Consider the following 18,987-nt stretch of genomic DNA (forward strand, 5'->3'; position numbering starts at 1 on the left):
CAAGGTGTAGTCGCTTACGTTTTATTAATATTCTCGCAAATAGCGCCATTGGATTAAACCATCCATCTGCATTACAGTGTACAAAGTGCATGTATGCAGTATGGAGACAACATCTTGCCCCTTAAATCGCTACGTATCTTTACATCAAAATCAATACAGGTAATGACAGTGTTAGGCTTTACCTTATGTCTGTTGCCAGCAATGTCTGCTCAAGCCAAAACGCAATTAGCCGCTTCCCCTTTCGAAACTTACGTAAGTGACAATGGCGAACCCTCAAGAACTACCGCTATTGTAAAAGACGCCTTTCGCAGAGCGGATATAGATGTAGAACTTAAGATAATGCGAGATGCATTTTTAGGTAGCGCGGTACTTACTGGCAAGGTAGATGGAGAATTTGCATTTATAGATTTAGGAAAAGATAAAGACGATTTTTTATTATCGGATATCTATCTACCAATTTACTTATACGCGTTAGGTAAAACCAGTAACGTAGAGAATGTACAACGTTTTTCTCATTTAAAAGACAATCGTGTGGCCATTGAAAACCGCTTTGCGAACACTCCCAACTTCCGCCTATTGAAAGAGGTAAAATGGTCGCGTAATCCTTCTTCGTTCGATGCTTTCAAGCAGCTTGCCGATGACCGTGCTCATTACCTTGTAACTACCGCGTTGCTGGCAACAGAATTCAATAAACTATTACTTAACGACAATGAAGAACTACTTCATTTTTCTGCTTCGCCTTTAGCCACGACAGGTTTTCAAATCTCCCTTCGCAAAAATGTGAGTAATGCTAAACAAATCATCGATAGTTTTAACGCAGCCATTGTTGATATGCAGAGGCAAGGTGTTATGAATCAACATTTAGCACTTGAATGGTTAACGAAAGATATCGATGGAGACGGTACCGCAGACTTTATTGGTCATTCATCAATAACACACAAGAGCAGTGAATTGACGGGTGCTTATTCACTTGATGGTGTACCAACTTCAGACGAAAGCCACTACTATATTGATGGTAAAAAATTTAGTTCTATAAAGGCCGTTCAAGACGTGCTCAGGCAACAGCCCATAATTAAACGCCAGTTGTCATTGCTTGATGCCACCACCTACAAACAGCTAATTCAACGGTGGTAGCAACACTAAGCGCTATTTGTTCCTAAAAAAACAGCAGCTAAAAGCAAAGCGCTTAGGATAGTAAAAGCCTAGCGCCGATTTTTATCCGGCGAATACATCTCCAAGATGGTAAGTAGCTCTTCACCATCAACAGGTTTCGATACGTAGTTTGAAAACCCAGCTTTCAGTGCCTTCACACGGTCAGAGGTGTACGCGTAAGCGGTTAGCGCAACAGCGTTAAGCTTTGCTATTTCCGGAATTTGGCTAGCTCTTATTTTGGTAACAAGCCCAAGGCCATCAAGTTCAGGCATACCGATATCGCTTAGTAATAGGTCAAATGCACCCGGTATATCGTTTATTTCTTTCCAAGCTAAAAGGCCATTTTTCACTACGTTTACGCGAGCGCCGTTGGATTCCAAGAACAGTTTGATAAAATCTCGCGCGTCAGCTTCATCTTCTGCTACAAGAATACGCAACCCTTCTAAACGCAGGGATTTAGTGAGGTTACTTATCTGCGAGTTCTTCGTTTCAATAATGTCTTCTTGCAAACTAAGCGGAGCTATGGGTAGCGACACAAAGAAAGTCGTACCACTGTTTGGCCCGTCACTTTGTGCATAAATTTCACCGCCGTGCATTTCTACAAGGCTTTTAACAATGGATAAGCCCAGCCCTAACCCATGACGGTTATGCTCATTTTTCCCTTGATAAAAGCGTTCGAATACATGCGAAAGCTGCTCTTGAGTCATGCCTTTGCCGTTATCTCTTACGCGGAACAAGTAATTAGAGTGCTCGCGTTTGCCTCGTACGTGCACCGTGCCGCCCTTGGCTGTAAATTTAAGCGCATTACTAAGCAAATTATTTACCACCTGCTTTATACGAAGGCTATCGCCGAGTATTTGCGTATGGCTGTCGTCGCAGTGAATAGAAAGCTGAATATTCTTACTAGCAAAACCTGCCTCAAACGACTTTGACACTTCCGAGATGGCATCTGCAATATTAAGCGAATGCGTGCTGAGCTTCATGGTGCCTGAAATAATGCGTGATAAATCCAATATATCGTTTATCAGCGCTGCCTGTGTTGATGCCGCACGTTTAATAACACCCAATGCGTCAGTCATACGCTCAACATTGGTCACATCCATTAGTGCTAAATCAGTCCAGCCTACAATGGAATTTAAGGGCGAGCGCAGCTCGTGAGAAATGCTGGCAAGAAAATGGTCCTTTGCTTTATCAAGCTCTTCAAGCTTACTAATTTGTTTATCAAGCGACGCTTTTAAGCTTAACGCGTAAGGAATAAATAAGTGGTCGAAGCCTTCAATAATTAGTTTGTCGTCTTCAGTCCAGTCGAGGGCTTCATCGGCTACACTTTGCAAATAAGTATCAAATGAATTTCTTGGTGTAAGCGACTTTGACACATCTTTATTCGCGGCTTCTCGGCCCGCCCAACGTATGGTTTTGTCTCGCTGTTCTCTAAACCATACGGTGTAATAGCCAAGCTTAGATGATACGCATGATATGTAGATTCCACGTATGCCGTTAAGGTCGTTATTTTGAATGATATCGTCAGTTAAACGATTAATAGCAATAGACTGTTCTGGCTGCGTTATCGCAAATTTGTCTAATAACAACTCAAGGGTTTTATCTGAAGGTGTAATACCAACACTGTAGCGACCTGACGGTGTTACCACTGCCATTCCGCACGACTCAGTAACAGAGAGCAAGTCGCCTTCTTTTTGACTAATTGCCTCAAGAGGGTTTGCAAACGTAGTTAGCTGATGAACAATGCTGTTTAATTTGCGCTGCCTAGATTGAAATTGCTCTTTCTTTTCGTGCAGCGCTTTTGTGTGCAGCTGCCATGCGTAAAGGTGTCCTAGCGATTCGCACACCAAACGCTTCTTTTGGTCGATATAAATAGGTTCATGATTGTGACAGGCCAATAAACCCCATAATTTACCTTCAAATACCAAAGAAACCGAGAAAGACGATCTTACCCCCATGTTCTTTAAATATTGGATATGGAGCGGTGATACCGAGCGAACCATCGACATGGACAAATCAAGTGGAGCACGATTTCCGTTATCGATTTTAGGCAGCAAACCAATAGGCGCTTCTTCAACATCATAAACGCATCGTACCCGGTTACTCAGATAAAGCTCGCGTGCTTGTTTCGGGATATCAGACGCGGGAAACTTTAACCCTTTGAAAGAGCGCTCGCTTTTAGTTGCTTCTCCAATCACTTCACCACTATATTTCTCGTCAAAACGGTACACCATTACCGAACCAAACCCGATATAGCTTTGAAATACCTTTGCTATAGCGTCTGCCACATCACCAATAGCCTCGCAGTTTTCAACATCAGGAAGTAACGGACGAACATCCATATCCATAGGCACCCACTGCTGGGCCGCCTCATGAGTTAATTGTGGTGTGGGCTCTAGTTCAATCACTAACAACCCATCAGAGTCAAATGCAACACCACTTCCTTCTTTATCCCAATCTTCAAGGTGCAGTGCGTTCTCTGCGAATTTCCATTGGTAAGCGCGGCGTAATTTTCCACCTTCAATTGATTCGTAAATATTTTGAAACGTGCGAGAATCGGGCGTAGGAATATCGATAAGCTCTGTAATTAGCGTTTCACCAGGTACGATATCAACTTTGAAAAGCTCATTGATATTGCTGCTAACAACCTGAATGCGCTTGTCGCGAGGGTTTAAAGCAATGACATAACCAAAACTTTGCACGCTTTCAATAAGGTGTATGGCTTCGTCTTCACAATTCTGAAGGGTGGGTTTGTTGTGCACGCTCATTGAAATACACCATGGTCCGTTTGTATGTGCTTATGGTGAAGCAGAACACTGTTTTGTTCAAACAGTATCAGCTAAGCTTTTGAATTAGAATAACAATCAAGAATCTCTAATATACGCTAGATTTACTTACTAATGGTAAATGTCGTATTTATTTAGAATATGATTACGCTATAGAGAATTTTAAGCTTTAATACTTTAGTCTAAAATTCAGTTTGCACTTTTCATAACAATTATAAATATTACAGACACTTGGCTACGGTTTGAAATTATGTTGGTGCATGTAGCTTTGAAAAAGCAAAAAGCAGCACCCGACCTTCCTCTAGCGTAGCTTCTGCTTGTAACAAGCGGGCTTTATGATTTTACTCGACGAGATCCCACAAGCCCTAACGCACTGAGAATTAAAATAAACAGATTAATTGGCTCCGACACTTCAGTAGCATTAGGGTTAACAAAAGTACTGCTATTAGATAACGTGTTCCAGATTGAGAAACTTGCACTGTCGTCCATGCTGTTTAGCATGTTAGTGACTGCATCTGAAAGGAACATTCTGTAGGAAATAGTTAATGAATCGAATAGCTTCGTACCATCAAAAGCTTAATGGCGACGAACAAGAAGAGTTATAGCTGCGACAATAACCGTAGTTATACGCACACAATATGGAGCAATTATGGAGCCGTGTTCTCACTACCAATCGGCACTGTATGTTTTGTTCGCTTTAAAAGCTTCCACTTCTAGCGGCGCGTCATCGTAACCATATTCAGCCATGTCGAAGAAGTGCTGAGTCACCACGCTATCTAAACTCGCCCTCTCAATTTGCAATACGTGTACTAATTCATGCGCCAATTTAGGCCTGTTGAGTTCAAAATCTTTACGGGAGTAAATTGAGTATCCAAATACTTGAGCATTATTAATGATACCCTCACCCACAAGGCCAACGGCTTCACCGAAAACTTTTAATGCATAATTTTCGTATGGGTAAGGCACTTCATCAATATACACAATACGTACTTTTTCAGGGTGCTTGATGCCAATTTCAGCGGCTAGTAGTAACTCTTTTTCATTTAATGGCGTGCCTATTTCTTGGCCCTTTAGCTCTGTTTCATGTGCCCATTCAATATATTGCGGCAATAAAACACTCGCTATTATTCTTTCATAGGAAAATACAGCAATGACCACTAAAACAATGAAGGTAACTGCTAAAATTTTAAGTGCTTTCATGTTGTTCAAAATCCTTTTTATATTATCTAATTAAGTTGGCTTGCCCCTTATTTCTTATCTATAACAAGCTTATTACTTTCCCGTTTAACTCTTTGAAAAGGTGGGTTGTTAAACGGTTTATCAGTACCACAGGCATTCAAAAACGCATTTACCTGCTCCTTCTTCTCCTCATTTAGCCCATTGAAAGTATCAAGAATTCGCTGGTACTTCCATACAGAAAACGTCGTTAACGATCTACTACCTTCAGCTCCATTAATACAGAAAGGATGCTGACCAATCATCCGTGGAATAGCTATATCAGCGTTTTGTTTTGACCATACTGAAAACGCAGAAAGTGTATCTTGCACAACGGGCCAGTGATCCCTGAAAACCAACTGCAGAATAGGCAAAAGCGTATCTGGAATGGCGTCATCAGCTAGCCAGTCGCCTACCTCGATGGGCGTAACATTCATACGATTAATCCAAGCTTCAACGTTAGGCGCTTTCGCTTTTATGAACTGACTGGGATATGGATCTAAATACAAGTGCGCGTACAAAGGCCCCATAAGCCCAAAGTCACCCACACTGGCAGCGCTACCAAGTAAATAGTCGTGCTTAGCAAAGTGAGTATCCAGCAACGGGAGTAATTCGCTCTCGTACCATTGCTCCAACGCCGGTATTGTTTTCTCGGTAATACCAAGAAGGGGCACAAACCCTTTAAACTTGCTCCCCACTTTCTTACCCAAAAATCTTCGGATAAACGCTGGCCAACCAGGTAACACTACAGAGCCAAAATGACCATAAATATAATCGTCGTTATCTTTATTCCATCGGTAGTGCATGGCGGGCAAGAGAAGCCATTCGTCGCCATAAAACTCAAATAGTTGAGACACTATGCGCTGCTTTGGTGTGGTTGGGTAAACAGGACGTTGAGGATGCTGAGTTTCGATAGCGTCAATTATTTCTGCTGTGTCTTGAATATATTGCCCGTCAGGCGTTTTAACTACCGGAATAAAACGCACGCCGGTATTGGGTACGATAATGCGCTTGTAGACTTTTAATGATGAAAAAACCTCTTTATAGGGGACGTTTTTGTAACGCAAGTACGCACGAGCTTTGCCTGTGTACAAAGAAAAAGAAGTTCCATAAAGTGTGTAGCTCTTCGGCATGACAAGCTCCTGAAACAAAGATGGTTTCTTATTGTTATCAGAAAGCGCGAAACAATACTATTCACATGGTGTTATAAAGAAATATCAACCTATACGAAACTAATTAAAAAATCGGTTAACTTTTTCTTCGACAGTGCATCTAGAGAAAAGGCAATGCTGCGGAAATCACACAATTCGAAACATCAAAATATGTAATTTCTACAGCATTTAAGGCATAGCGTTTACTGTTTTGCTGGACAATTGGCGCTATCAATAATTATCTACCAAGATGTCCAATTACTGGCTACCTAGCCATGATATCTCCGCCCTCTCCTAGCAGCGATAATTATGATTAGTAACAAAACACTCATACTACTAAATGCCCCTCCCCCTGACTCAGCTGTAGAAGAAACTGGTTTGGTAGCAGGATTTTGGGTTCTACTAGGATCCAAAGGATACGCGTCACTGCCATCTGCTACACCATCCCCATCATCATCAGTATCTTCGTTATTTCCAATGCCATCGCCGTCGGTGTCGGTATCTTCATTCGGATTTAATGGAAAAGCATCTTCATCATCATTCACACCGTCGTTGTCATCATCGGTATCTTCGTTGTTTCCAATGCCATCACCGTCGGTATCCGTATCTTCATTCGGATTTAATGGGAAAGCATCTTCATCATCATTCACACCATCGTTGTCGTCGTCAGTGTCTTCGTTGTTTCCAACTCCATCACCGTCGGTATCCGTATCTTCATTCGGATTTAATGGAAAAGCATCTTCCTCATCATTCACACCGTCATTGTCATCATCGGTATCTTCGTTGTTTCCAACGCCATCACCGTCGGTATCCGTATCTTCATTCGGGTTGAGTGGAAAAGCATCTTCTTCATCATTCACACCGTCATTGTCATCATCGGTATCTTCGTTGTTTCCAATGCCATCTCCGTCGGTATCCGTATCTTCAGCAGAGTCATACGGGAAAGCATCTACTTCATCAGCTACGCCATCATTATCATCATCTGGATCATCTACATCAATGATACCATCGAAGTCAAAATCGACATCAAGCAGATAAGATGAGTGCGATTTTAACGTAACAGTGCGTCTCTGCCTGAATGAGCGACCTACTTCAAGTCCGATATCATACTCAACCCCCTCTAGATAATTAGGAAGGTCTCCATAATTAAACTCAATAACGCTTTTGTTCTCGTAAAACACAATCTGTAGAAATGGCGATGATTGATTTTCGTGGTAGTGCGTGGCGCTATACTCTGCGATTAATTGTCGATTACCTTCATCACCCTTCATATGCAAACGAGTGTAAACATTGTCCGACGTATTCTTAGGTGCTGCATATATTCGAAAACTATTAAGTCTTTTATCAACCAGAATGTTGGAATCGTAAATCGCGTTTGACGTTTCTGGATGTTCAAATTTAGACGTACTGAGAATATTGCTTGTATTAGAATTATTAATTGATAACTCGAACCGACTTTCGTTCGCCCCAACCTCTGAGCTAATTTGTCGCGTCGTATTTATCCCCAAGTAACCAAATGGATACTCGTAAAAAGACTTGCTGATATCAGTATCTAACCCGCCTAGCCTTAAATTTTCCGTATCTTGCCACATTACATGCCTTGCATCTGTGGTATCCACCCAGGATGAATCTTCCTGTCGCACGGGGTGGTAGTCATAAAAAACAAAGACGGGTAAATTGTCATCAAACTCGTTTTTAAGTATTGTTTTACCAACATTATTTGGTTGATAGGTGAGTATTCCTAAACCATCCCCAGCAAATCGATCACCAAAGCTACCGTCGTCAACCGAGATAAACGTATTACCCGCTATATCATCAACCAGCGTGTAAGCATCTCCTGGCTCTTCACAGTTTAGACTTTTTGTTCTGATTCTTAATTCTTCATTAACAACCATGAATACTGCTTCATTGGTTGCTGGTAATAACCGTCTCTGTAGTAATTTATTGCGACAATCTAACGCGCCTTCTCCCTCATTCAATAGACTAAGAATTCCAGCACCTGAAGTGTTGTGCGTGCGCCCAGGACTTAAAACATATTCATCAAATGAACCGCCAGATGTAATAGCGTTGGCGATTTTCCAGGCCGGCCAATCGTTATTGTGTGATTTGATTATACCTGCTAAAGCGGAAAGAATTGCCTGCCCGGCATTGGGTGGATAAGTGTAGTCATAACCGTTTTTCCACACGCCATCTTCAATAGCCCAAACCTTCAACCCATCGATATAGGTCTCATTCCCGCTAATACTCAGTCGAAATTGAATTTTGGAATCAGGCAAAATTGGCGTATCAAAATTACGTTCTAGGTCTAATTGCGCCGTATACAGATCCCACACCCCACGTGCACTCAAAAAATCAGAATTAAAATATATCCATTGCTCTGAATCATCTACCCTGAACTCTATCCTTACTTCCCCTCCCTTTTGATATATTGGGTTACCGTCTTGGTTGTAACCATTCAATGCTTTGTTTCTTTTGAGACTTACATCAATCATCAAAGAAGATGTAGTCACCGTTGATAAATCGACGTGTGGAAAGATAATTTCTGACTGGCCGCCGTCGTTTGAAAAAGCGGGTATATGCCACGCCAACAATTGCGGATTATCAGGATGCTCAACAATGTCAATAAATGGAGACTTAATAACGCGTTCATCTTCAGGCGTTACATCAAAAATATATGTTCCGTTTGACTCTATTTTATCAAACGGTGTGGTGGTCATGACATCTCCGACAATGACAGAAGTCGCGGCAACTTTACCGTAGTTGCTAGCCAGCTCAAGTGACCGGCTTAACCTAGTTGCCGCCACCATGTTAGGGCTATTCAGTCCAAGTGGATAAGTTGGTATATAATCAAGGGTCCAGTCAGTGTTATCTATGGGTTCAGGTACACCGTTGATCCAAAGAAAGTCATTTTCTTCTATTTTTTCAATCAATTGCATAAACAACTTGAGATTTTTTTCCACCTCAAGAAAATAGTGATATGGATGTTCAAAGTATGTGCTTGAAATCGCAAAGATGTTAACCGAGTTTTTCTTCAAGCTAATAGCGTAACTGATACATTCATTTAGAATGGTTATCTGCTGTGCCAACTCCAATTCATTGAAGTCTTCGTTTACTTGACAACCAACAATTTTGGTATTTGGCGCAATACCACGTATACCGACTCCGTTATCTACGGTAGCGCCTATTATACCGGCAACATTTGTTCCCCACCCATTTTCATCGGTAAAGTTTCCATTTTTCGTTCCGGTATTTATGCCGTGTATATCGTCGATGTAGCCATTACCATCATTATCTACGCCATCACCAGGGACTTCTTGTGTATTGGTCCAGAAAGCCCCCTCTAGGTCTTCGTGATCGGTTTTTATCCCATCTGTGATCAGCATCAGAACATTCTCTTCACCAAGACCCAGTTGAGCTTCGGCTCTAAGGACTCCTAAGTTAAAATTAGAGAAATCCGATGGTACGCTGTTTCCCTCGAACTGCCACTGCCTGTAAAACAGAGGGTCACTTGTCGCGTGGAGAGTTGTTGGGGTAACAGTAATTAAAACAGAAAAGGAGAGTAACGTAAGAGAGAATAACCGTTGTGCTAGCGACAAAACAAAGTCCTTTTTATATATACCAATGCATGGGTTTCTATTAAACCCACAGGAAAATACAGTAAAGCTAAAATCATTGCCAGTTTAGAGCTTTGGTAATTGCTCAAAACTTGTAAATGTAAAGAAATGCTGTATCAGCCAAACTTCATAAAACGCCTGTAATAAACACCAAAAATAGTTGATCTATGTCAAGCTCCATAATAAACTTTCAGTAATTTCTGAAACTTCAGCAGGTAACAAAAATGAAGATGACGCCACTAATCACATCGGCCGTTATGCACTTTGGTGAAATGGGTAGTCGCTGGGGCTTTAACCGCACCGTTGGTCAAATACTCGCATTAATAGTGTTAAACGAAGAGCCTATCACTGCCCAGGAAATTTCGGATGCGCTTAATATCTCACGCGGCAATACCAGCATGGGGTTAAAAGAACTTCAGTCTTGGCGTTTAGTAAAACAGCATTTAGTGCCAGGCGAACGTAAAGACTTCTTTATTCCAGCAGGCGATATATGGACATTGGCCAACCGCGTATTCGAAGAACGCAGAAAGCGTGAAATAGACCCAACCATGAGTTTGCTTCGCGACCTGTTACTAGACACACCAGCTACTGATAAAGAAGCAAATGCACAACATAAATTGAACGAAATTCACGATTTACTCGAATCAATTACAGTGTGGTCTGAAGAACTTCAGAACCTTGGGCCAGAAAAGTTAAATACGCTGATGAAGTTGGGCTCAGGCGTGGGCCGTATGCTTGAACTTAAAGACAAGCTTCTTCCGGGGAAAAACAGCGTTAACTAAGGGGGCCCTCTATGGATGCATTCTTGCTGTCTCGATTACAATTTGCGTTAAACATTAGTTTTCATATTTTATTTCCTACCATAACCATGGCGATGGGCTGGTTTTTGTTTTACTTCAAACTACGCTCTAACACATCGCGCCATCCTGTTTGGATGCGTATGTACCGTTTTTGGGTACGTGTTTTCGCTTTAAGCTTTGCGCTTGGAGTGGTGAGCGGCGTAACCATGTCATTCCAATTCGGAACTAACTGGCCCGGTTTTATGGAAAAGGTAGGCAATGTAGCTGGGCCGTTGTTAGGTTATGAAGTGCTTACTGCCTTTTTCCTAGAAGCCACCTTTTTAGGGATCATGCTATTTGGAATACGACGCGTACCCAACTGGCTTCATACAACATCAACTCTGGTTGTAGCCATAGGCACAACAATATCTGCGTTTTGGATTTTAGCTTTAAACAGCTGGATGCAAACGCCGCAAGGTTATGAAGTAGTAGACGGCGTATTGTACGCAACTAACTGGAAAGAAATTATTTTCAACCCTTCTTTCCCGTACCGCTTTGCTCACATGATGCTAGCATCTGGCCTAACAGCTAGTTTCCTTATTGCAGGTCTTTCAGCCTATCGCTTGTTGAAAGGCGACGACAAACTTGCGCCTAAATTAGCATTGAAAACAGCAACCTATACCGCTGCCATCCTTATTCCGCTACAAATTTTTGCAGGCGACATGCATGGCCTTAACACCTTGAAACATCAACCGCAAAAAGTGGCAGCTATGGAAGGACTGTGGGAAACCACAAAAGGTGCTCCACTGTTACTGTTTGCCATTCCCGATGAAGAGAGTAGAGAAAATCACTTTGAAATTCCCGTACCCTACGGTGCTAGTTTTATTCTTACCCATAAACTTGATGGCGAGATAAAAGGGCTGAACGAGTTTGAAGGCGAGCACCCGCCAGTTGCTCCAGTCTTCTATGGCTTTAGGGTAATGGTTGGCGTAGGTATGCTTATGCTTGCCATTTCATGGATTGGCAGCTTCTATTTGTTCCGCAATGGCGCGTTACCAATGTGGCTAAAACACACGTTTGTAGGAATGGCTTTTAGTGGATGGGTAGCCACACTTGCAGGGTGGTATGTCACAGAGATTGGACGCCAACCCTATTTGGTAAGTGGCGTATTGCGCACAGCCGATGCGGTAACGCAATTGCCGCCAAGCAATATCGCACTGTCGTTTACACTGTATCTAGTTATCTATTCAGTGCTACTAGTGGCCTATATAGGCACTTTAATGCTGATGTGTCGACGCGCTGTGGAAATTGAAGAAATAACCACAGAAGAAAGAGAGGTCGCTAAAGCGAAAATGCAGCCTCGTAACCCAGACCCAGCCACGGTGTAAGGAGCGACTATGTTTGAAAATGTTTCAGCAGAAATGCTCGGCAATATCTATGTGGGGTTATTGGGGTTATCGGTTTTACTTTATGCCATTTTGGACGGTTACGATTTAGGCGTAGGTGTTTTAATCCCGCCTCGTACCGAGACATTTCGAGATGACATGATTGCTTCTATTGGCCCCTACTGGGATGCTAACGAAACGTGGCTAGTATTGGCCATTGGATTACTTTTAATAGCATTCCCTGAGGCGCACAGTGAGTTCCTTCAAACGCTATATTTGCCTGCTACCTTTATGCTTCTGGGCCTTATTTTAAGAGGTGTGGCGTTCGATTTTCGCGCCAAAGTGGTACAAGTGAAAAAGCGTAAATGGGACTTAGTTTTCAAGTATGGTTCTTTGTTAACTACACTGGCGCAGGGCTATATGCTAGGTATATATGTAACAGGGCTGCGTACCGATATGTGGGCTCAAGGCTTTGCCTTACTGGCCGCTTTTGGTGTTACGGCTGCGTATGCGTTTATCGGTGCGTGCTGGTTAATACTAAAAGCCGAAGGCGAACTTCAGCAAAAAGCGTATTACTGGGCACAGCGTGGCTTATACGTACTGGGCGGCGGGATAATTGCAGTAAGTATCGCTAACCTAACCCTTCACGATGACGTTCGCGCCCTATGGTTGTCTGCACCTTGGGGGTATGTATTGTTTGCTATTCCAACCATGTGCTTTGGACTGCTAATACTGTGCGCAACTCTACTGAAGAAGCTTCCCCATGCAAATGGTAAGGGCGAATGGCTTCCGTTCTTTATTGCGCTGCTAATCTTTATGCTCTGCTTTGCTGCATTCGGGATTAGCTACTACCCCTTTATCATTCCCGGCACTATGACAATTAATGAAGCACTAAGCGATGCAAGTTCGTTACGCTTTCTCTTAGTGGGTGTTGTTATTGTTGTTCCCGTTATCCTGGCTTACACCGTTATGGTTTATAAAATCTTCTCAGGGAAATCAGAAAAGCTGTCTTATTACTAGAGCGTGTTATGGCGGGCTACCTTTGTTATTGCAAACATTAGGTAGCCCGCCTTCTTAACATTCGACCCATTTCCATCCGCTTTTGCCCATTCACTCATTATTCGCCGCTCAAATAGTAAACATCACCAGAGTGCGTTAGATACTTCACTTGTATTCACGTATTCTATAATTACGTTACCAGCACTGTGCTTCACCGCTTTATATTTATATTTGCTTCTATGCCATCTCTCTTAGTGGCTAGCGTAAAAAGTGATCTAATATTGTTTGCCAACGCTACCAATTAACAGAAGATCCAAATCACAGTTGACATTAATCTGTAATATTACTATATTTATTTGGGGAATTTTTATTAAGAAGGAGCCTAAGTATGGAAAATGTTTTTCATTCGTTTTCACGGTTCTTCAAGCGCGCACACCCCTATACGGTAGCCCATTATATTGGCCGTAAGAATGCGCAGCGTATCCTAGGATGTAAAATTAAAAAGAAATCCAAGATATTTGCAGATCAGCACATTGAAGAACAAAATCACTAATTGAAAGGGGCCTATAAAACGGCCCCATTTTTTTGCCTGCTATTCTTACTAAGTTAGTTTGAATGTATTCACATTCGACTGTAATTCTTTTGCTAACTCAGATAGCCCTTCGGCTTCTACACCAACATTAATGTTCGCCTCTTTTACCTTGTCACCTAACATTTGAAAATCTAGTGCCCCTTCTCTTGCTAACGACACTTGGGTTTTGGCATGAGACACCAAATCTGACGCTTCCGTACTTACCGCAACTAAAGACAAAATACGTTGCCTTCCTTCTTCTAACGTATCAACCAATTCATTCGCCATACCCAGAGCAGTGTGCGCTTTGTCCTTATTAGACGTCATGTTCTGCACCGATGTTCTAATAGAATTTACGATGGCCTCTAACATGGTATTAATTTCTTCTGTAGATTGATGTGTGCGTGACGCCAACGTGCGCACTTCATCTGCTACTACCGCAAATCCACGGCCAGACTCCCCTGCCCGCGCTGCTTCAATAGCAGCATTAAGCGCAAGTAAGTTAGTTTGATCGGCAATTTCGGCAATAGTAGAAACCACACTAGAAACGTTTTTGCCATCGTTTTGTAATCTGTCTAGTGTTGACGCTGTTTTATCAATATCACTGGTTAGCTCAGAAATAGCGCGTGCCGCGTGCTCAACATCGTCGCGCCCCTGTGCGACCTTCTCGGCGCTGCTTTGCGCTTCTAAGGCTGCGCGTTGAGACAGTGCTAGGCTTTGCTCCATGTCGTTAGACAATGAATCCATCACATAAACTAGCTGCTTTATATCACCATGAAAGCTGTGAATTGCTTCTGATGAGTTAGTAGTGGCTGTATTCAATGTTTTTGACGACTGAGTAAGGTCGACTACCGCTTCCTGTAAATCCTGCATTCCCTTAAGGAAAACACTCAGTAAGCCCTGTACACTTTTTGAGATATCGTCTAATTCTTTTAACTGCTGCGGCGGCATATTGGTAGCCAAGCGCCGAGATTTAGCAAGCGTGTTTAGTGTTTCTGATACCTGCTCTATTGGGTTAGCTATTTGTTGTTTTGCAAGGATATACCCAACTACTGACACCAGCACGAGCAGTGCAACGAGAATAAGAATAGTCCACTGGCTCACATCTAGCTCATTAGCGATAGCCATGGTTCTATTACCTGCCGCACGTTCAACGTTGCTTCGAATTTCATCCAGCACCGTTGTTAATGCTTCAGACGACATAGCAATGCTTTCTAAATTATTGCGCGCCGTGTCCCAGCTAATAGATGACGCAGACATTGTTGTCTGAATAGATGCTACTGCAACAGACAAGTCATCGAATTTCGCTTTTGCCTCACTAACAGAATTACCAAGCGCATTCAGCGTACTAAACTGGTGCTCAATATCACCAACAACATCAGTATAACGTTCCTTAAAATCATTAACGCTTAATGTAGTTCCATAAAGAGAATAACTGTTCAGCACTAGTTCTTTGCTGTTACTTTGAATAGTATTGATGGCGTTAAGCGCTGGTAGGGTTTTTGATACGTAGCTGTCTACCTGCTTATTCACACTGTTATTACTGCTGCTAAGTACCATGGCTGCAATAACAACTACCACTATAACTAAGGCATATCCCAATAAAATTCGCTGTTTGATGGTATTAAACATGATGCTCCTTGTTGAGGGTGTCATGCCTTGCGCCACGTGTCCCCATAAACAAAACTAGGTATAGCTACTAAGCAGTATATGACCGAACTTTGTTGATGATAATTTCAGCAAAATGGCAGTTATATTAAAAAAAGTAAATGAAAGACTGGCCCTGCATTCCAGTTAGCACGAAACGAACAGTAGAAATTCTTATAAATGATTAAGTGGAAGTGCAGTAGTGTACTTTATTTGCTCCATAGCAAAACTTGACGTTACATCGGAAAACTCAAGCCCATTTACCAGTCGCTTGTAAAAATGATCAAAACAGTCCATATCGGTCACAAGCACTTTTAACAAATAATCGTATTCTCCCGACATTCGATAACATTCAACTACTTCATCAAAAGATGCTGCATGATTAGCAAAGCTCTCAAGCCACTTACCGTCGTGCCGGCCTGCCTTTACCTGAACAAAAACGGTCATGGTTAACCCCAAAGCGCGGCCTTGAAGCAACGTAACACGCTTTGAAATAATGCCCCGCTCTTCGAGTTTTTGAATTCTGCGCCAACAGGGTGTTACGGTAAGGCCAACCTGTTCAGCTATTTCTGCTATGGGCTTTTCAGCATTTTGCTGAAGCAGCGTAAGTATGGCGCGATCTGTTTTATCTACCAGTGAAGACTTCACGTGGCCTCCTTGCTATTTAACACTACTTGTTACGCTTTTTTAAAGCCACCATGGCGTGCTGAAATCTACGTTCTCAGCGGGAATTTCAAATTGAAAAGGTGGAGCAAAAGACTCCCAAAAGGACGATGCAAGTTGGCTGTCGCTAAAGGTTAACTTCCCAGAAGCTTGGTAGCGTTTTAGCAACGCTTGATAAGCATCAATTGGCATTTGAGGGTTTGACTGCCTAAAGATAACGCGCCCACCAAACTCCTCATACATAGCTCTTTCGGTTTGAAACAGTAATACCTGCTTTTTCGCAATGTCTTCAATATTGGTTGATGCCTGCTCAGAATCAGACGCCTCACGGCCAAACTTTGTTTCAAACTGCTTTACCCATTGCTGGTTCAATGCAATGTTCTTTTGCTTGGCATAGTCATCTAATACTGCCTGAATTACTGCGGTCGATGCATTCACTTTAATAATATGATCAAGCACAGCATTGTAGTTGTCGCCAGCATCTTCGCGTAGCTGAACTAAATCGTTTATCGACGGTGTAGCTTTCTTAACGGTGACAGGCTGACCCAATACAACAGCAAGCACAGCGCTATTTTGTTCATTGGTATCTTGTACTTTTTTGGTTTGTTGAGGAGCCGCTGTTTGCGCATTTAGCGCAAGCGCGTAAAAACAACTTAATGAAAAAACAATAGCACTAAGAAAAGAATGACTGCGGTTACGCAAAAACATGATATCAACCCCCTACAAGCGATGAGATTTCTCAGTACGTTTTGATAACGCTACTGAAGAAGTAGTAAAGCATTAAAATATAGGGAAAAGCAACTTAAGGAAGGGAAAGGGAATGCCATAAAAAACGGCGGTCAATGACCGCCGTTTTGGAATTCTTTAGTTTTCGAATTCTTAGATAGCTTGCACGTTTGCAGCTTGAAGACCTTTTTGACCTTCTTCTACTTCGAATTCTACTCGCTGACCTTCTGGAAGCGTTTTGTAACCGTCAGAGATGATTGCACGGAAGTGAACGAAAACGTCCTTGCCGCCGTTATCCTGAGTTAGAAAACCGTAACCTTTGTCAGCGTTGAACCACTTAACTGTGCCTGTAACTTTAGACATGTCGTATAGACCTCAAATATTGTATTAAAGTGCGCTTTCGCGCGTATAACTAAGTTCGTTTATAGTCTTCAAATATGCGAAGTATTGGGTCTTACTTACGAATGGACAAACAACTTACAACAAATTACCGGGTAACTCGAGCGGTTTTAACATATAGCAAATAATACAAAATCGCGTCTATCTAAAGACTTTGGCAATAAAGCCAAGTGCACTATAACACTCTTCGGGATGATTAATATACAAATTAATTAATAAACCGTGGATTTCATAAATAATTCATCGAGGTGTCACAATTATTTTTGGCCATGCCGCCAAGCTAAAAACCAGAACATAACACCCAACGTCGCCGAAAAAGCTGGGAAATACCAAGATAATTCATACATTGGCAATACAGCAGACAATAAGACCAAAGTCGCACCTACTACAGTAAGGTGAGTGGTCTGAGTTGTGCGCTTTTGTGCCAATAATAATGCTTCTGTTGCTCGCTGCTGTTGTAAAGGCATCCGCTTTAACTGCTGCAAGCTGTCGTAAAGTAGGTCAGGCATTTCAGGTAGCTTTTCTGACCAAAACGGTAAGTTATCTTTTACCTTGCCCACCATGGCCGAGAAACCAATTTGTTCCTTCATCCAATTTTCTAAGAAAGGCTTCGCTGTTTTCCACAAGTCTAATTGTGGGTATAGCTGTCTACCTAGCCCCTCTATATAAAGTAGCGTTTTTTGCAACAATACTAATTGAGGCTGCACCACCATATTGAAACGACGCGCCGTATTAAATAATTGAAGCAGCACGTTACCGAAAGAGATCTCAGCAAGAGGCTTTTGGAAGATTGGCTCGCACACCGTGCGTATAGCCATTTCAAACTCGTCGATGTTGGTATCTTGCGGCACCCAGCCTGAGTCGGCGTGAAGCTGCGCTACTTTGCGGTAGTCTCGATTAAAGAACGCAATAAAATTTTCCGCCAAATAACGTTTATCTTCGCGGTTTAATGTTCCCACAATGCCAAAATCTATCGCAATGTATTTTGGATTATCAGGGCTTTCCGTAGACACAAAAATATTACCGGGGTGCATGTCTGCATGAAAAAAGCTGTCGCGAAACACTTGGGTGAAGAACACTTCAACACCACGTTCAGCCAATTTTTTCATATTGGTATTTTGCGCAAGAAGTGCATCGATATTAGATATGGGAAGACCGTAAATGCGTTCCATTACCAGCACATTGCTTCTGCAATAGTCGCTGTAAATTTTGGGCACATAAAGCGCATCAGATCCCTCAAAGTTGCGCCCTAGCTGAATACCGTTAGCACTTTCACGTAGTAAGTCTAGCTCGTCCACAATGGTTTTGCGGTACTCTACAACCACCTCTATGGGCCGTAGCCTTTTGCCGTCAGGTAAAAAGCGTTGCACAACTGAGGCTAGGCTAAATAGCAATTCCATATCTGCCACAATGGTATCGCGAATATCTGGTCGTAACACCTTAACCACAACATCTTCATTGTTGTGTTTCAATTTGGCTGCATGTACCTGTGCTATTGAAGCCGATGCCAATGGTGTTTCATCGAATTCAGAAAAAAGGTCAGATAAATGTGTAAGTTCAAGCGACTGTTTAATTATTGCCTGAGCTGCCTCTGAAGAAAAAGGCGGTACTTTGTCTTGTAGCCTAGCAAGTTCATTCGCGATAGAGGGAGGGAGCAAATCTCTTCGTGTAGACAGCATTTGCCCGAATTTAATAAATACGGGCCCTAAGTTTTGCAGAGCAAGCGTTATACGTTCGCCTGCCGACTTTCCTTTGTGTTTGTTGCGGATCCAAAAAATTGCGAATCGTAATATACGCACATACCAAGGTAACCACTTTGCTGGAATGAGTTCATCTAACCCATGCTCAAGCATTACCTTGTTAATTTGATACAACCTTACTATTCGCATGTGCAACCTGT

Annotated in this window: 13 protein-coding genes; 4 read left to right on the forward strand and 9 right to left on the reverse strand. The window is 42.3% G+C overall.

The features are described from left to right. Positions 1-93 precede the first annotated feature (93 nt). Positions 94-1,134, forward strand: coding sequence for a transporter substrate-binding domain-containing protein (locus V7R35_RS15040; RefSeq protein WP_334015726.1), 1,041 nt, complete (start codon positions 94-96; stop codon positions 1,132-1,134). A gap of 68 nt (positions 1,135-1,202) precedes the next feature. On the opposite strand, the gene V7R35_RS15045 is transcribed toward V7R35_RS15040, so the two are convergent. The 4 genes from V7R35_RS15045 to V7R35_RS15060 form a co-directional block, all read right to left on the reverse strand. Next, positions 1,203-3,920 (reverse strand): ATP-binding protein, encoded by a 2,718-nt coding sequence (locus V7R35_RS15045; protein ID WP_334015727.1) that lies wholly within the window; start codon positions 3,918-3,920, stop codon positions 1,203-1,205. Between the two features lie 684 nt (positions 3,921-4,604). Then, entirely contained in the window at positions 4,605-5,138 is a 534-nt protein-coding gene (locus V7R35_RS15050; protein WP_334015728.1) for a hypothetical protein, read from the reverse strand. Between the two features lie 47 nt (positions 5,139-5,185). Beyond that, positions 5,186-6,286 carry a glutathione S-transferase family protein gene (locus V7R35_RS15055; RefSeq protein ID WP_334015729.1) on the reverse strand — a complete coding sequence of 367 codons (1,101 nt, stop codon included), beginning with the start codon at positions 6,284-6,286 and terminating at the stop codon, positions 5,186-5,188. Positions 6,287-6,573: 287 nt separating this feature from the next. Next, complete coding sequence (locus tag V7R35_RS15060; protein ID WP_334015731.1) at positions 6,574-9,900, reverse strand: S8 family serine peptidase; 3,327 nt, start codon at positions 9,898-9,900, stop codon at positions 6,574-6,576. A 242-nt stretch (positions 9,901-10,142) separates the two neighbouring features. Between V7R35_RS15060 and V7R35_RS15065 the strand changes: the two genes are divergently transcribed. The 3 genes from V7R35_RS15065 to V7R35_RS15075 are packed head-to-tail and all read left to right on the forward strand — an operon-like array spanning position 10,143 to position 13,102. Continuing rightward, positions 10,143-10,700, forward strand: a complete 558-nt coding sequence (locus tag V7R35_RS15065; protein ID WP_334015734.1) for a GbsR/MarR family transcriptional regulator — start codon at positions 10,143-10,145, stop codon at positions 10,698-10,700. Positions 10,701-10,711: 11 nt separating this feature from the next. After that, entirely contained in the window at positions 10,712-12,085 is a 1,374-nt protein-coding gene (locus tag V7R35_RS15070; protein ID WP_334015736.1) for a cytochrome ubiquinol oxidase subunit I, read from the forward strand. A gap of 9 nt (positions 12,086-12,094) precedes the next feature. Next, positions 12,095-13,102 carry a cytochrome d ubiquinol oxidase subunit II gene (locus V7R35_RS15075; RefSeq protein WP_334015737.1) on the forward strand — a complete coding sequence of 336 codons (1,008 nt, stop codon included), beginning with the start codon at positions 12,095-12,097 and terminating at the stop codon, positions 13,100-13,102. A 580-nt stretch (positions 13,103-13,682) separates the two neighbouring features. Here V7R35_RS15075 and V7R35_RS15080 read toward each other — a convergent pair. From V7R35_RS15080 to ubiB, 5 genes are all read right to left on the reverse strand, one after another. After that, positions 13,683-15,284 carry a methyl-accepting chemotaxis protein gene (locus V7R35_RS15080; RefSeq protein ID WP_334015738.1) on the reverse strand — a complete coding sequence of 534 codons (1,602 nt, stop codon included), beginning with the start codon at positions 15,282-15,284 and terminating at the stop codon, positions 13,683-13,685. 189 nt (positions 15,285-15,473) lie between these two features. Next, positions 15,474-15,947 (reverse strand): Lrp/AsnC family transcriptional regulator, encoded by a 474-nt coding sequence (locus V7R35_RS15085; protein ID WP_334015739.1) that lies wholly within the window; start codon positions 15,945-15,947, stop codon positions 15,474-15,476. A gap of 39 nt (positions 15,948-15,986) precedes the next feature. Further along, positions 15,987-16,670: a hypothetical protein gene (locus V7R35_RS15090; RefSeq protein WP_334015741.1), complete on the reverse strand. Its 684-nt coding sequence runs from the start codon at positions 16,668-16,670 to the stop codon at positions 15,987-15,989. Positions 16,671-16,841: 171 nt separating this feature from the next. Continuing rightward, positions 16,842-17,051: a transcription antiterminator/RNA stability regulator CspE gene (gene cspE, locus V7R35_RS15095; RefSeq protein ID WP_012519905.1), complete on the reverse strand. Its 210-nt coding sequence runs from the start codon at positions 17,049-17,051 to the stop codon at positions 16,842-16,844. A gap of 293 nt (positions 17,052-17,344) precedes the next feature. Further along, complete coding sequence (ubiB, locus tag V7R35_RS15100; RefSeq protein WP_334015742.1) at positions 17,345-18,976, reverse strand: ubiquinone biosynthesis regulatory protein kinase UbiB; 1,632 nt, start codon at positions 18,974-18,976, stop codon at positions 17,345-17,347. Positions 18,977-18,987: the final 11 nt, after the last annotated feature.

It is taken from the genome of Alteromonas sp. S167 (genome assembly GCF_036864375.1).
In the GTDB taxonomy this organism is placed as follows: domain Bacteria; phylum Pseudomonadota; class Gammaproteobacteria; order Enterobacterales; family Alteromonadaceae; genus Alteromonas.

Bases quoted from the DNA above. Each gene is read 5' to 3' on its own strand.
- V7R35_RS15080 (WP_334015738.1), bottom strand. From the start codon at position 15,284: ATGTTTAATACCATCAAACAGCGAATTTTATTGGGATATGCCTTAGTT.
- cspE (WP_012519905.1), bottom strand. From the start codon at position 17,051: ATGTCTAAAGTTACAGGCACAGTTAAGTGGTTCAACGCTGACAAAGGT.
- V7R35_RS15050 (WP_334015728.1), bottom strand. From the start codon at position 5,138: ATGAAAGCACTTAAAATTTTAGCAGTTACCTTCATTGTTTTAGTGGTC.
- V7R35_RS15070 (WP_334015736.1), top strand. From the start codon at position 10,712: ATGGATGCATTCTTGCTGTCTCGATTACAATTTGCGTTAAACATTAGT.
- ubiB (WP_334015742.1), bottom strand. From the start codon at position 18,976: ATGCGAATAGTAAGGTTGTATCAAATTAACAAGGTAATGCTTGAGCAT.
- V7R35_RS15090 (WP_334015741.1), bottom strand. From the start codon at position 16,670: ATGTTTTTGCGTAACCGCAGTCATTCTTTTCTTAGTGCTATTGTTTTT.
- V7R35_RS15075 (WP_334015737.1), top strand. From the start codon at position 12,095: ATGTTTGAAAATGTTTCAGCAGAAATGCTCGGCAATATCTATGTGGGG.
- V7R35_RS15055 (WP_334015729.1), bottom strand. From the start codon at position 6,286: ATGCCGAAGAGCTACACACTTTATGGAACTTCTTTTTCTTTGTACACA.
- V7R35_RS15065 (WP_334015734.1), top strand. From the start codon at position 10,143: ATGAAGATGACGCCACTAATCACATCGGCCGTTATGCACTTTGGTGAA.
- V7R35_RS15045 (WP_334015727.1), bottom strand. From the start codon at position 3,920: ATGAGCGTGCACAACAAACCCACCCTTCAGAATTGTGAAGACGAAGCC.
- V7R35_RS15040 (WP_334015726.1), top strand. From the start codon at position 94: ATGCAGTATGGAGACAACATCTTGCCCCTTAAATCGCTACGTATCTTT.